This window comes from Thalassospira sp. A40-3, from assembly GCF_015871485.1.
Classification (GTDB): domain Bacteria; phylum Pseudomonadota; class Alphaproteobacteria; order Rhodospirillales; family Thalassospiraceae; genus Thalassospira; species Thalassospira tepidiphila.
In genome coordinates, this window is the sequence record NZ_CP065428.1 from 2,854,496 (window position 1) to 2,867,998 (window position 13,503).

The following is a 13,503-nucleotide window of genomic DNA, read 5'->3' on the forward strand; positions in this document are numbered from 1 at the left end:
GCTTAACCCTTGGCTGTTCTTTTCAATTTTTTGGGGTCGTCAAATGGCATGGTATGGGCCATTCCGCCGAGCATGCCTTTTTCACCGGTTACTTCGAGTTTCACACCCTGTTCGGCGCACTCCACCGCCAGACGGGCGATGGCCATCGTCTGATCCTTAAGCGGTGAATACATCGCACAGGTCACAACGCCGACCTTGGCCCCGTCCTTGAACACTTCGGCCCCTTCGGCCGGGACTTCCTTGCCATCAAACAGAATGCCAAAGATCTTGAAGCGTTCTTTGCCCTTGAGGCGGTAGTGTTCCTCGGCACCGCGGAAGCCGGTCTTGCCCGGGCTGACGGTGAAATCAAGTCCAAGCTCCCACAGGGTATCGCCCGGTCCTTCGTTTTCGAACGGGTACATCTGCGAGTTATCGTAAGGATAAAACAGCAGGTAGCTTTCAACACGCAGCATATCAAGCGTGGTAAAGCGGGTCGGGATGATGCCCATATCCTTGCCCTCGGCAACGATCCGATCCCAGATCATCCCGGCATCCTGACCACGACAGAAAATCTCATAGCCGCGCTCCCCGGTATAGCCGGTGCGCGAAATCATCACAGGTGCGCCAAACAACTGCGTCTGAGTGTGATGGAAATAGGGCAGATCGCGAATGCCCGGCACATATTCCGCCAGATAATCGACCGCAAGCGGCCCTTGCAGCGACAAATCATGAAGGTTGTCATCAAAACGAACCGATACATCACGGCCCATGGCCGCCTTGGTCAGTTCTTCATGCCCGGTACCCGATCCGTGCACCACCATCCATGAATTCGGCCCCATGCGATAAATCACGCAATCATCGGTAAACTTGCCCTGGTCATTAAGCATGCAGGCATAGACAGACTTGCCCGGATAGATCTTTTCGACATTGCGCGTGGTGGCATAGTCGATCACGTGGGATGCATGCGCGCCGGTGATATGAACCTTTTTCAGGCCCGAAACATCCATGATCCCGGCCTTGGTCCGGATCGCGATATATTCCTCGTCCCAATCCTTGTCATAGGTCCAGGCGGTACCCATACCGCTCCAGTCTTCAAGATTGGAACCAAGCGCGCGATGCCGATCGGCAAGGGCTGAAAATCTCCAGCTTGCAGTCATAGTGATGGCCTCCTGATATGATCGCCTTTGCGCACAATCAGCGCGCTATTATCGGCTTATTTTGTTCCATATTTTGGCGGCATCTTGTTCGCGAACGCAATAATTATTTTTCATATTATTCAATTTTTATTCCTTAAAGGCTATTTTCTACGGCATTGCAGCAACTTCCATCCCCACCCCTCATATCGCCTTTGCGGAAATTTATTTTCCCTGGAGTTGATAAATATTTCCTGCCAGTGTAAGTCATGCCTATGGCGTATGGCCGACCAATAAGGGCAAAAGCCCGGGCGCATACGACCGATAAAAAAGCAGGCCGCATCAAGTGGCCGTTCGAGGAAACCAGAAACGAGCGGACCCGCACCGGGACAAAACCGGTGACGGAGGACAAGCCAGCATGGCAAATAGCAAAACAACACAAGCACCGCAGACCACCGCCAATATCGAGCAAGGATCAGGCATGGACACCAAGAGCAAACCCGCCGCCCTCACCCAGGACCCGCACGCGCTCCGTGAACCCAAGGAAAACAATCTGGAAATTGCCATCGGCCATGAAGTCCGAGCGCTCCGCAAGAAGCTGGGCATTACGATTTCCGATCTGGCGTCGGCAACGGGGATTTCGATGGGGATGCTTTCCAAGATCGAAAACGGCGTGACCTCGCCGTCGCTGACCTCGCTTCAGGCACTGGCAAGTGCGCTGGGTGTGCCGGTGACCGATTTCTTCCGCCGTTATGAAGAACCGCGCAACGCGGTGTTCGTGAAATCCGGCGAAGGTGTTGCGATTGAACGCCGCGGCACACGCGCAGGCCATGAATATAACCTGCTGGGTCATATTGATAACAACACAAGCGGCGTGGTGGTCGAACCCTATTTGCTGACCTTGACCCAGGAGTCGAGCAGCTTCCCCGCGTTCCAGCATGAAGGCATGGAATTCATCTATATGCTTGAGGGTGAAGTTCGTTACCGCCATGGCGATCAACTTTACTACATGAAAGAAGGCGACAGCCTGTTCTTTGATGCCGATGCCCGTCACGGACCGGAAGAACTTCTTTCATTTCCAATACGTTACCTATCGATCATCTGCTATCCCGCCCGGGGATAAGCATTCACTCCGGTGAAAACATCAATTCACTGAGAAGAAATTTTTATTCTTCATAGTTGATTCCGCATTCGCGAACAGGTAGTCTCCGTTTCAGAAACAGAATGGAGACTGTCCTGCCATGTGCGGCATTGTTGGTTTATTCCTTAAAGATAAAAGTCTGGAACCACAGCTCGGCGCGTTGTTGTCTGAAATGCTGGTGACCATGACCGACCGTGGTCCCGATAGTGCGGGCATCGCAATTTATGGCGCAGATCAGAATGATCTGGTCAAACTCACGATCCAGTCTCCGGAACCGGAAACAGATTTTGCCGGCCTGACCGAAGACCTGCGCAAAGCCGGGATCAAAAACGCATCCATCCTGCCCAAAAACACCCATGCGGTGATTACGGTTTCAAGCGATCAGATCGATGCGACCCGGACAGCACTTGAAGAACTCCGCCCGAATGTCCGCGTCATGGGGACGGGTACGGCGATGGAGATTTACAAGGAAGTTGGCCTGCCCAAGGACGTGCTTGAACGCTTCAAGATTTCCGACATGAGCGGGACCCACGGGATCGGCCATACCCGTATGGCGACCGAAAGTGCGGTGACCACCCTTGGTGCCCACCCGTTTTCGACCGGTTCGGACCAATGCCTTGTGCATAACGGTTCGCTGTCGAACCACAACAACCTTAGGCGCGAACTGACCCGCGAAGGCATTCGCCTTGAAACCCAAAACGATTCAGAGGTCGCAGCCGCCTATCTGACCGGCGAAATGGCCAAGGGCAAAAACCTGGGCGAAGCCCTGACAAGTGCGCTTGATGACCTTGATGGCTTTTTCACCTTTGTGGTTGGCACCAAATCGGGCTTTGGCGTTGTGCGTGATCCGATTGCCTGCAAACCGGCCGTGATGGCGGAAACCGATGCCTACGTCGCATTCGGCTCCGAATACCGTGCACTGGTCAACCTGCCGGGCATCGAAGACGCCCGCGTGTGGGAGCCGGAACCGGCCACGGTCTATTTCTGGGAACACTGATTAACACGAACCCTGTCGGCTGCTGCCACGTGCGCGCCGACCCGACTGCACTCACCCTGCGGTCCTATGAGGAAGGAACACAAATGCCAGTGTTTGATCTTGCAACCACCGAACTGCGCGCGCTCAATCAGGCGCTTCATGCGCTTGATAAAAGTGGTGTGCCTGAGGATTTCGAAATCACCAATCCGCGCGGTGCACATGCCGTGGCGGTCGGCATCGACGCACCGGTCAATGTCACCATCAATGGTAGCGTCGGTTATTACTGTGCGGGCATGAACGAACAGGCCACTGTCACGGTCAATGGCAATGCCGGTCCGGGTGTTGCCGAAAACATGATGTCGGGCAAAGTCGTGATCAAAGGCGATGCCAGCCAGTATGCCGGGGCCACCGCCCACGGCGGGTTGCTGGTGATTGAAGGCAATGCGTCGTCACGCTGCGGCATTTCGATGAAGGGTGTCGATATCGTCGTTAAGGGCAATATCGGTCATATGTCGGCCTTCATGGCGCAGTCGGGCAACCTTGTTGTTCTGGGCGATGCCGGCGATGCGCTGGGTGATTCGCTTTATGAAGCGCGCCTTTTCGTGCGCGGCACGGTCAAAAGCCTTGGTGCCGATTGCGAGAAAAAGGAAATGCGGGCCGAACATATCGAATTGCTATCCAAGCTTCTTGCAGATGCAGGCATCACGGATGTGAAGCCCGAGGAATTCACGCGATATGGGTCGGCCAGAACCCTTTACAACTTCAGTGTCGATAATTTCGACGCCTATTGATGCGGCACGCTGAACGCCGCGCGGATCAAAACGCCGAGCGCGTCAGCCCAAAGACAGGATCAGACCATGACCTACAAAAATCCCGTTACGACGCCGCGTAAATCGGCAACCTTTGATGATTACACCCTTTCGGAAATCCGCCGCGCAGCCGCGACAGGCATTTATGACATCCGCGGTGGTGGTGCGAAACGACGGGTCCCGCATTTCGATGACTTGCTATTTCTTGGCGCATCCATGTCGCGTTACCCGCTCGAAGGTTACCGCGAGAAATGCGAAACCGCCGTCGCGCTGGGCACCCGCTTTGCCAAGAAACCGATCGAGCTTAAAATTCCGATTACCATTGCTGGCATGAGCTTTGGCTCGCTCTCCGGTCCGGCCAAGGAGGCGCTTGGACGCGGTGCATCGGCGGCGGGCACATCGACCACGACAGGCGATGGCGGCATGACCGAGGAAGAGCGCGGCCATTCCACACAGCTTGTTTATCAATACTTGCCGTCACGTTACGGCATGAACCCGCGCGATCTGAAACGTGCCGATGCGATTGAAATCGTTATTGGTCAGGGCGCGAAACCGGGCGGCGGCGGCATGCTGCTGGGTCAAAAGATCTCGGACCGTGTGGCCGAAATGCGCAACCTGCCGATGGGCATTGATCAGCGATCCGCCTGCCGTCATCCGGACTGGACCGGCCCGGATGATCTTGAGATCAAAATTCAGGAAATCCGCGAAATCACCGATTGGGAAAAGCCGATCTTTATCAAGGTCGGTGGCGCACGCCCCTATTATGACGTTGCCCTTGCGGTCAAGGCCGGTGCCGATGTCATCGTGCTCGATGGTATGCAGGGTGGCACGGCCGCAACGCAGGAAGTCTTTATCGAACATGTCGGCCAGCCGACCCTTGCCTGCATCCGCCCGGCGGTAAAAGCATTGCAAGACATGGGCATGCACCGCAAAGTACAACTGATCGTTTCGGGCGGTATCCGCAACGGTGCCGACGTTGCCAAGGCGCTTGCCCTTGGTGCGGATGCCGTTTCCATCGGGACTGCGGCCCTGGTCGCCATCGGGGATAACGACCCGAAATGGGAAGCAGAATATAACGAACTTGGCACCACGGCTGGTGCCTATGATGACTGGCATGAAGGTCGTGATCCCGCAGGCATCACGACACAGGATGCCGACCTGATGAAACGGGTTGACCCGATTGCCGCCGGGCGGCGACTGGCCAACTATCTGAAGGTCATGACCCTTGAAGCGCAAACAATTGCGCGCGCCTGCGGCAAAAATCATGTGCACAACCTCGAACCCGAGGATCTCTGCGCACTGAATATCGAAGCGGCCGCCATGGCTGGTGTACCGCTTGCCGGAACCAACTGGGTTCCGGGTCAGGGAGGATTCTAGAACAGCTAACCTACCACCGGACCGGGTGCGCCCCAAGGCGTGCCCGGGGAACCGATGGTTATTGATAAAATTCGTCAGGGGACTTCGATGACCAAGGATCTATCAGCCTTTGCCCGGGAACGCGGCATCAAATACTTCATGATCAGCTTTACCGACCTGTTTGGCGGTCAGCGCGCCAAACTTGTCCCGACCCAGGCAATTGCCGACATGCAGGAAGAAGGTGCGGGCTTTGCAGGCTTCGCCACCTGGCTTGACCTGAGCCCGGCCCACCCCGACATGTTCGCCATTCCTGATCCTAGCTCTGTCATCCAGTTGCCCTGGAAACCGGAAGTCGCATGGGTTGCCGCCGATTGCATCATGGAAGGCACACCGGTCGAACAGGCCCCGCGCAACGTTTTGAAAGCACAGATCGCCAAGGCCGCCGAGCTTGGCCTCAATGTCAAAACCGGGGTCGAGGCGGAGTTTTTCCTTGTCACCACCGATGGGTCGGAAATTTCTGATCCGGCCGATACGGCGGAAAAACCCTGTTACGACCAACAAGCCGTCATGCGCCGTTATGACGTGATTGCCGAGATTTGCGACTACATGCTTGAGCTCGGTTGGGGTGCGTATCAGAACGACCATGAAGACGCCAATGGCCAGTTTGAAATGAACTGGGAATTCGATGACGCGCTTAAAACCGCCGACAAGCATTCCTTCTTCAAGTTCATGGTCAAATCAATCGCCGAAAAGCACGGCCTTCGCGCGACCTTCATGCCAAAGCCCTTCCCGGGCCTGACCGGCAATGGCTGCCACTGCCACGTGTCGGTGTGGGATAATGATGGTGCCAACGCCTTTGCCGATAATGACATGCCATTTGGTCTGTCGGCCAAGGGCAAGCATTTCCTTGGCGGCATCATGAAGCATGCCTCTGCCATGGCGGTGATCACCAACCCGACAGTCAATTCCTATAAGCGTATCAATGCGCCGCGCACCATGTCGGGTGCAACCTGGGCCCCAAACACCGTGACCTGGACCGGCAACAACCGCACGCACATGGTCCGCGTTCCGGGGCCGGGGCGTTTTGAACTGCGCCTGCCAGACGGGGCAACCAACCCGTATCTTCTTCAGGCCGTGATCATTGCGGCCGGTCTTGATGGCATGGCAACCAATGCCGATCCGGGACCGCATTATGATATCGACATGTACAAGGAAGGGCATTCGATCAAGGATGCACCGCGTCTGCCACTGAACCTGCTCGATGCCCTGCGTGAAATGGGCTCTAACGAAGAGCTCCAGCTTGCGATGGGCAAGGAATTCTCAAGTGCCTATCTCAAACTCAAACAAACCGAGTGGAATTCTTACGTTTCTCACTTTTCCCGCTGGGAACGTGAGAACACACTTGATATTTAATGCTTCTGCCCGGCCTTATCTCATTCCCCGATGGACGGGGTCGGGCAATTTTTGATTATTCCAAACGAGAAAGCCAGACGCGATGAAAAGCTACGTTCTGACTGTTTCCTGCGATTCTCAGCGCGGGGTGGTTGCTGCTATTTCGACCTATTTGGCAGATAACGGCTGCAACATTACCGATAGCTCCCAGTTTGACGACCAAGAAACCGGCCTGTTCTTTATGCGGGTTGCCTTCGTCAGCGAAGAAGGTGTTGATCAGGAAACCCTGATAGCAGGCTTTGAGGGGCCGGCAGCAGAACTTGGCATGAAGTACGAAATCCATGACAGCTCCGAGAAGATGAAGGTTCTTCTGATGGTGTCGCGGTTTGGTCATTGCCTGAACGATCTGCTGTATCGTTGGAAAATCGGGGCGCTTCCGATTGATATCGTCGGCGTGGTGTCAAACCATCTTGATTATCAGAAGGTTGTCGTTAATCACGATATTCCCTTCCACCACATCCCGGTCACCAAGGAAAACAAGCCCGAAGCCGAGAAAAAGCTTCTTGATGTTGTTTCTGACTATAACGTCGAGCTGATCGTTCTGGCCCGCTACATGCAGGTCCTGTCAGACAGCCTGTGCAAGAAAATGAGTGGCAAGATCATCAATATCCACCATTCCTTCCTGCCAAGCTTCAAGGGGGCCAACCCGTATCAACAGGCCTACGTGCGCGGGGTCAAACTGATTGGCGCAACGGCGCATTATGTCACCGCCGACCTTGATGAAGGCCCGATCATCGAACAGGACATTGCGCGTATTACCCACGCCCAGAACTCGGCCGACTATGTGTCAATTGGCCGCGATGTCGAAAGCCAGGTGCTGGCGCGTGCGGTCCACGCCCATATCCATCACCGTTCGTTCATCAACGGCAACCGCACCATCGTCTTCCCGCCAAGCCCGGGAAGCTACGCATCGGAACGCATGGGCTAAGCCCAGCACCTGCGACACTCAAAAACGCCCCGGCCAGATATGGCACGGGGCGGTTTGCATTTTGTTGTGTGAAACCCTTGCGGTTTAACGCCAAGATTTGATTGCGCGACGATCGACGGCACGGGGCACAATACCGCGTGCGGCATTGCCAATCCCGTCAAGCACGTTGCTTGCGGCGATATCACACTGGCGATCGGCCATGCGTTTGAACCGTGCATCAAAGACCGGCTTGCGATCCGCAATGTCGCGGGGATCGGATGCGACCTCTTCCCCACGTTTGAATGCCTCGGGATCGAGCCAATCCAGCGTTAGCCCGGTCAGATCAAGACGCAGCACATCGCCATCCTTAAGATAACCGATTGCACCACCTGTAAAGGCCTCCGGCACCATATGACCGATACAGGCCCCCTTGGTGACCCCGGAATAACGTCCATCGGTGATCAGCATGGATGATGCTTCGAGAATGCGGTGATGGCGCAAGTTCTGCGACGGCGAAAACATTTCCGGCATGCCATAGGCTTCCGGTCCCTGCCCGCCGATGACAAACGCAAAGGACAGATGACCCTGTTCGAACATGTCCTTTGGCGTATCCATATCGACACGATTTCCGCCATTGCGACGCACGACTGCGGCAATCAGTTCCTCGTCAACGCCATCGGTTTCAATCAGACGCGTAATCAAATCGGGCGAAGCAAAGTCGGCATTACAGACATGTTCATTTTCGTAATAGCGCACGATGAAGACATGATCATCAAAGTGCGACAATAACCGGTCGCTCATACCCGATGTCTTGACCGCACAATTTTCAAAGAAACTGCCGGTGATGACATCAACGCCTGAACGCTGTCTGACCGGGTTGGCACGAATGACCGATGCATCGCCCAGCGACAGATCAACCGGATTTTCAAGATTGGCAATGCGTTCCGCCCAGGTTTTTCCGAGGATGGTTGGCGCATCAAGATCCATCGCCACGCCGAGATCGGCCAGAATGCGATAGATGCTTTCCATACCGCGGTTTTTGCCTTCGGCCATTTGCTGAGCCAAGACAAAAGTGTCGCGGTTTTCCGTCAGGCTGTGGGCGAAAATTTCCGGCACCGGGGTTTTGGTGCGCACATCCTGATAATCATCAATCGAGATATCAAAACCGGCATAGCGCATCATGAATGGCAAATGCAAAAGCATGTTGCTGCTCGATCCCGTGGCATTATGAACACGCACGAAATTGGCGAAGTTGGCCTTCAGCAAATTGCCAATCGCATATTCCGGCTTGTTGAAAACGCCAAACAGGGCATCGATCCCGGCGGCCACGGCCTCGAACGGCGGAACATCGGTCAGCAATTCCAGTTCCGGCGGGGTCAGGCCGAAGGCCGCCAACATGGTGCGCGATGAATTGCCCGTGCCGTTAAAGGCACAAATGCCGCCCTTGGAATCACAGGTCGCTGTTGCGAGCTCATCCAGAACCCGACGTTCAAGCGCCCCGTCGATAATCCCCAGAAGGCGGGCACGTTCGAGCAATCCTGCAAATGCCTCGTCCGAGGTGCATTGCAGGATATAGCGCATGTTTTCGCGGATATCGGCGCCCAGGTCATCATGCCCCGCGGCATCGGAGTCAGCGGCGATTTTATCCAGCAGACGACGCGTGCCTTCGGGAATTTCGCCGCCTTTTAGAACATGCGACGGTGCAAAGACTGCCCAGACCGGCGCCTGATCGCCGCGCCAGGCGCGTGCATGATCGGCCGCTGCCAGCCCCGCCACCACAGCGGCAGGCGACTTGTCGCAGCCGGCAATCACATAGGCCGCATGATAACTGTGGCCTTCAAAGGTGATATTGACTGCCGCCGCCGTATGGTTGCGCGACGCCAGTGAATAGCTTTGCCCGATATTGTTTTGCGCCGTGCCATCGCAAATCACCGGCACATGGAACAGGAACGGAACCCCGCCCATTTCCCAAATGCGCAGTGCCGCCATCAGCGCCTGCGGACGATCCAGAAGATGGGCCGGATGATCAGGTGCGCCGGCAATGATTGCGATGCGCGGGCGGTTTTCCACCAGACGCCCGACCACGTCCTTGATTTCGGGAACGGCAAAATTGCGACCACTGGCAACGACCGGGTTTTCGTTCACAGCATCACGCAGCAACCGGACGACTGTGATCGGCTGGTTGGCGAGACCCTGGATGCAGTCGCGATACGGGTTGGCTTTTTCATCGATGATGATTGGCTGATCAGAGAGATTTGCAGGCGACATATACTGTTTTTTCCAAGTTCGAGCAGTGGTCTCGGGGCGAGCAGCGGTCTTGGCACCCGTCGAAACACACGATCAGACGATGCCGCCATCCACGATGAAGTTCTGTGATGAACAGGCCGACGAAACATCAGATGCCAGGAAAAGAACCATCTGTGCAACATCATCCCCCACCAGCCGGCGTTTGACGCATTGCTGCTCCTGAATGCGTTCTTCATCCTCGGGAGAAATCCAAAGATCAAGCTGGCGCTGTGTCATGATGCAGCCCGGCGTCACCGCATTGACGCGAATGCCATATTCACCCCAGTCCCGGGCAAGCGCGCGCGTCAGTCCGATAATACCGGCCTTTGCGGTCTCGTACGTTACCAGATCCGGCAGGCCCATCATATAACTCACAGAACTGAAATTGATAATACTTCCGCACCGTTTTTCCTTCATGCCCGGTGCGACTGCCTGGGCACAAAAGAAATGATGGTTCAGGTTCACATCCAGACCATCACGCCATTTGTCAGGACTGATATCTTCGGGCGAATGCCGATCATCGCGCGCTGCATTGTTTACCAGAACGTCAATCGGACCAATCGCAACCGACATGTCGCGAACCGCATCGGAAATGGATGATTGGTTGCGCAAATCAAGCGATTTGTAGACCGGGGTTACGCCGTGCTCTTCCTTTATGGAGGCGATCAGTTTTTGCGCGGCGGCATCATCGATATCGAAGAACCCGACCCGCGCCCCCTGCGCACAGAACGCGCGCACGATCGAGGCGCCAATCCCGGATGCACCGCCGGTTACAAGCACGGATTTACCGTCAATGTCGTGATAACTCGCTGTCATAACGTTCCCTGTCTCTTTTCATATTATTTTAGATGAACAAATTAATTGCTGCAGCGCACCACGCTATACACACCGCCAATTCAACCCTTAATCGCAAACTGCGATATAAAAATGCGTAAAAAGCGATGAATTTAATTTATTCACTAAAAAATATTTGACAGGACGCCTTCTTCACGTCAACATTTTTTCGATAACAAAAATAAATGTCACCAGAAGACACATTTATTCAGGGAAGAAACCGATGAAAAAACTCCTATCAACGGCCATGTTGGCCGGAACCGTTCTGCTGTCTGCAAATGCCTTTGCTGCTGATCTGACTGTTGGTGTCAGCTGGTCGAACTTCCAGGAAGAACGCTGGAAAACCGATGAAGCCGCAATCAAGGCTGCTCTGGATGCTGCGGGTGCTGAATACATCAGCGCAGATGCCCAAAGCAATCCGTCCAAACAGCTTTCCGATATCGAAAGCCTGATCGCACGTGGTGCCGATGCCCTGATCGTCCTGGCACAGGACTCAGCGTCAATTGGCCCGGCTGTCGAGAAGGCCCTGAACGAGGGCATTCCGGTCGTCGGCTATGACCGCCTGATCGAAGACTCGAACGCCTATTACATTACGTTCAACAACAAGGAAGTCGGCCGCCTTCAGGCCGAGGCCGTTTTTGCCGAACAACCGAAAGGCAACTACGTCTTCATCAAGGGCGCACCGACCGACCCGAACGCCAACATTCTGCACGAAGGACAGCTTGAAATCCTGCAGAAGGCAATTGACGCGGGCGACATCAAAGTTGTTGGCGAAGCCTATACCGACAGCTGGCAGCCAGCGATTGCACAGCGGAACATGGAACAGTTCCTGACGGCTGCGGACAACAAGGTTGATGCCGTTGTCGCATCCAATGATGGCACCGCCGGTGGTGTTGTTGCAGCATTGTCTGCTCAGGGCATGCAGGGCATTCCTGTATCGGGTCAGGACGGCGATCACGCTGCACTGAACCGTGTTGCACTTGGCACCCAGACGGTTTCGGTCTGGAAAGATGCCCGTCTTCTTGGCAAGCGCGCGGCTGAGATCGCCGTTGAACTTGCCAAGGGCACCAAGCTTGACGAGGTTGACGGTACCGAAGATTGGCAGAGCCCGAATGGTGTGACCATGAAGTCTTACTTCCTTGATCCGGTTGCGATCACCCAGAACAAACTTGATCTGGTGATTGATGCTGGCTGGGTATCGAAAGACGTGGTTTGCCAGGGCGTAACCAACAGCAAGGTTGCGGCCTGCAACTAGGCCAACCTGTTTCCTCCGACCTTGCATAAACCCGGGGCCGACTGCATTCCACATATCGTGCAGATATCGCAGTTCGGCCCCGCTGCTTTACGAGCTTTTTCATGTCACGACTACTTTCGAAAATGGAAGTCGACCGTCGTCTGGTTGGCCTCGCCGTTGTCCTGCTGATTATCTGGGTGGGTTTTGACATTGCCTCGGGCGGTCGCTTTATCACGCCCCGAAACATCTTTAACCTGTCGGTTCAGACTGCCTCTGTGGCGGTGATGGCGTGCGGCATGGTCCTGATCATTGTCACCCGCCATATCGACCTTTCGGTCGGGGCAGTCCTGGGTGTTCTGGCCATGATCATGGGGGTCGTTCAGACCGATGTCCTGCCACAGTTTCTTGATTACAATCATCCCCTGACCTGGGTGCTGACGCTGTTGGTCGGCATTGTTGTCGGCGGTCTGATCGGTTCCATTCAAGGTGTGGCCGTCGGCTATCTTGGCGTCCCGGCATTCATCGTGACACTTGGCGGGCTTTTGGTCTGGCGCGGATCGGCGTGGTGGGTCACACAAGGGCGCACGGTTGCCCCGCTTGATCAGAATTACATTCTGCTGGGCGGCGGCATCGAAGGAACGATTGGCGCCACCTGGAGCTGGATCGTTGCCCTGATCGCCATTCTTGCGATCATTTACGCCGCGATCATGGAACGCCGTCGTCGCCTTTCCTTCGAATTTCCGGTCAAACCAATCTGGGCCGAATACACCAACACGATTATCAAGGCCGGTTTGGTCCTGATTGTTGTCGCGACACTGAATGCCTATCACCTGCCAACGCGTGCAGCAGAACGCCTTTTGGAAAACAAGGGCATTCCGGTCACGCCAGAAAACCTTGAAATTTCGCATGGCATTCCGATCCCGCTTCTGATTGTTGCGCTTGTCGCGATCATCCTCACCATTGCGGTTAAACGCACCCGTTTCGGTCGCTATGTCTTTGCGATTGGCGGCAACCCGCAGGCGGCCGAACTGGCCGGGATCAACGTCAAACGCATGACGGTGGCAGTCTTTGCCCTGATGGGTGTGCTTTGCGCGATCAGTGCGGCGATTTCATCGGCCCGCCTGCAATCAGCGGGCAACGATTTGGGCACGCTTGACGAACTTCGCGTGATTGCAGCCGTGGTCATTGGCGGCACGTCGCTTGCCGGTGGGCTTGGGACGATCTATGGCGCGCTGATTGGTGCGCTGGTGATGCAAAGCCTGCAAAGCGGCATGGCGCTTTTGGGGGTGGATACCTCGTTGCAAAGCATCGTCATCGGCCTGGTTCTTGTCGTCGCCGTCTTTAGCGACAAGTATTTCCATCGCCGCTACAGCGACCCGACCGCGTAAGGAGACCC

General features: G+C 55.3%; 11 protein-coding genes. 8 read left to right on the plus strand and 3 right to left on the minus strand.

Annotation, left to right across the window (positions count from 1 at the left end):
• Nucleotides 1–2 precede the first annotated feature (2 nt).
• Nucleotides 3–1,136 (minus strand): aminomethyltransferase family protein, encoded by a 1,134-nt coding sequence (locus IT893_RS13200; protein WP_197145439.1) that lies wholly within the window; start codon nucleotides 1,134–1,136, stop codon nucleotides 3–5.
• Between the two features lie 394 nt (nucleotides 1,137–1,530).
• Between IT893_RS13200 and IT893_RS13205 the strand changes: the two genes are divergently transcribed.
• The 6 genes from IT893_RS13205 to purU all read left to right on the plus strand — a co-directional run bounded on the left by IT893_RS13205 (nucleotide 1,531) and on the right by purU (nucleotide 7,774).
• A complete protein-coding gene (locus tag IT893_RS13205; protein WP_197145440.1) occupies nucleotides 1,531–2,235 on the plus strand; it encodes an XRE family transcriptional regulator in 705 nt (234 codons plus the stop codon).
• A 118-nt stretch (nucleotides 2,236–2,353) separates the two neighbouring features.
• A complete protein-coding gene (locus tag IT893_RS13210; RefSeq protein WP_063090376.1) occupies nucleotides 2,354–3,250 on the plus strand; it encodes a glutamine amidotransferase family protein in 897 nt (298 codons plus the stop codon).
• Between the two features lie 83 nt (nucleotides 3,251–3,333).
• Nucleotides 3,334–4,020 carry a GXGXG domain-containing protein gene (locus IT893_RS13215; RefSeq protein WP_120225317.1) on the plus strand — a complete coding sequence of 229 codons (687 nt, stop codon included), beginning with the start codon at nucleotides 3,334–3,336 and terminating at the stop codon, nucleotides 4,018–4,020.
• Between the two features lie 66 nt (nucleotides 4,021–4,086).
• Nucleotides 4,087–5,415 carry an FMN-binding glutamate synthase family protein gene (locus tag IT893_RS13220; RefSeq protein WP_197145441.1) on the plus strand — a complete coding sequence of 443 codons (1,329 nt, stop codon included), beginning with the start codon at nucleotides 4,087–4,089 and terminating at the stop codon, nucleotides 5,413–5,415.
• Nucleotides 5,416–5,502: 87 nt separating this feature from the next.
• Nucleotides 5,503–6,807 carry a type III glutamate--ammonia ligase gene (gene glnT / locus IT893_RS13225; protein WP_063090381.1) on the plus strand — a complete coding sequence of 435 codons (1,305 nt, stop codon included), beginning with the start codon at nucleotides 5,503–5,505 and terminating at the stop codon, nucleotides 6,805–6,807.
• A gap of 82 nt (nucleotides 6,808–6,889) precedes the next feature.
• Nucleotides 6,890–7,774, plus strand: a complete 885-nt coding sequence (purU, locus tag IT893_RS13230; protein WP_008892009.1) for a formyltetrahydrofolate deformylase — start codon at nucleotides 6,890–6,892, stop codon at nucleotides 7,772–7,774.
• Nucleotides 7,775–7,858: 84 nt separating this feature from the next.
• On the opposite strand, the gene IT893_RS13235 is transcribed toward purU, so the two are convergent.
• Both IT893_RS13235 and IT893_RS13240 read right to left on the minus strand, forming a co-directional pair.
• Nucleotides 7,859–10,021, minus strand: a complete 2,163-nt coding sequence (locus IT893_RS13235) for a dihydroxy-acid dehydratase (RefSeq protein ID WP_197145442.1) — start codon at nucleotides 10,019–10,021, stop codon at nucleotides 7,859–7,861.
• Between the two features lie 72 nt (nucleotides 10,022–10,093).
• Entirely contained in the window at nucleotides 10,094–10,855 is a 762-nt protein-coding gene (locus IT893_RS13240; protein WP_008892007.1) for an SDR family NAD(P)-dependent oxidoreductase, read from the minus strand.
• Between the two features lie 241 nt (nucleotides 10,856–11,096).
• On the opposite strand from IT893_RS13240, the gene xylF reads away from it, so the two are divergent.
• On the plus strand, nucleotides 11,097–12,128 hold the full coding sequence (gene xylF / locus IT893_RS13245; RefSeq protein ID WP_064781950.1) for a D-xylose ABC transporter substrate-binding protein: 1,032 nt from the start codon (nucleotides 11,097–11,099) through the stop codon (nucleotides 12,126–12,128).
• 101 nt (nucleotides 12,129–12,229) lie between these two features.
• A complete protein-coding gene (locus tag IT893_RS13250; protein ID WP_081579325.1) occupies nucleotides 12,230–13,495 on the plus strand; it encodes a sugar ABC transporter permease in 1,266 nt (421 codons plus the stop codon).
• Nucleotides 13,496–13,503: the final 8 nt, after the last annotated feature.

Coding starts and splice junctions, on each gene's coding strand:
- IT893_RS13200 (WP_197145439.1), bottom strand. CDS start 1,136: ATGACTGCAAGCTGGAGATTTTCAGCCCTTGCCGATCGGCATCGCGCG.
- IT893_RS13205 (WP_197145440.1), top strand. CDS start 1,531: ATGGCAAATAGCAAAACAACACAAGCACCGCAGACCACCGCCAATATC.
- IT893_RS13210 (WP_063090376.1), top strand. CDS start 2,354: ATGTGCGGCATTGTTGGTTTATTCCTTAAAGATAAAAGTCTGGAACCA.
- IT893_RS13215 (WP_120225317.1), top strand. CDS start 3,334: ATGCCAGTGTTTGATCTTGCAACCACCGAACTGCGCGCGCTCAATCAG.
- IT893_RS13220 (WP_197145441.1), top strand. CDS start 4,087: ATGACCTACAAAAATCCCGTTACGACGCCGCGTAAATCGGCAACCTTT.
- glnT (WP_063090381.1), top strand. CDS start 5,503: ATGACCAAGGATCTATCAGCCTTTGCCCGGGAACGCGGCATCAAATAC.
- purU (WP_008892009.1), top strand. CDS start 6,890: ATGAAAAGCTACGTTCTGACTGTTTCCTGCGATTCTCAGCGCGGGGTG.
- IT893_RS13235 (WP_197145442.1), bottom strand. CDS start 10,021: ATGTCGCCTGCAAATCTCTCTGATCAGCCAATCATCATCGATGAAAAA.
- IT893_RS13240 (WP_008892007.1), bottom strand. CDS start 10,855: ATGACAGCGAGTTATCACGACATTGACGGTAAATCCGTGCTTGTAACC.
- xylF (WP_064781950.1), top strand. CDS start 11,097: ATGAAAAAACTCCTATCAACGGCCATGTTGGCCGGAACCGTTCTGCTG.
- IT893_RS13250 (WP_081579325.1), top strand. CDS start 12,230: ATGTCACGACTACTTTCGAAAATGGAAGTCGACCGTCGTCTGGTTGGC.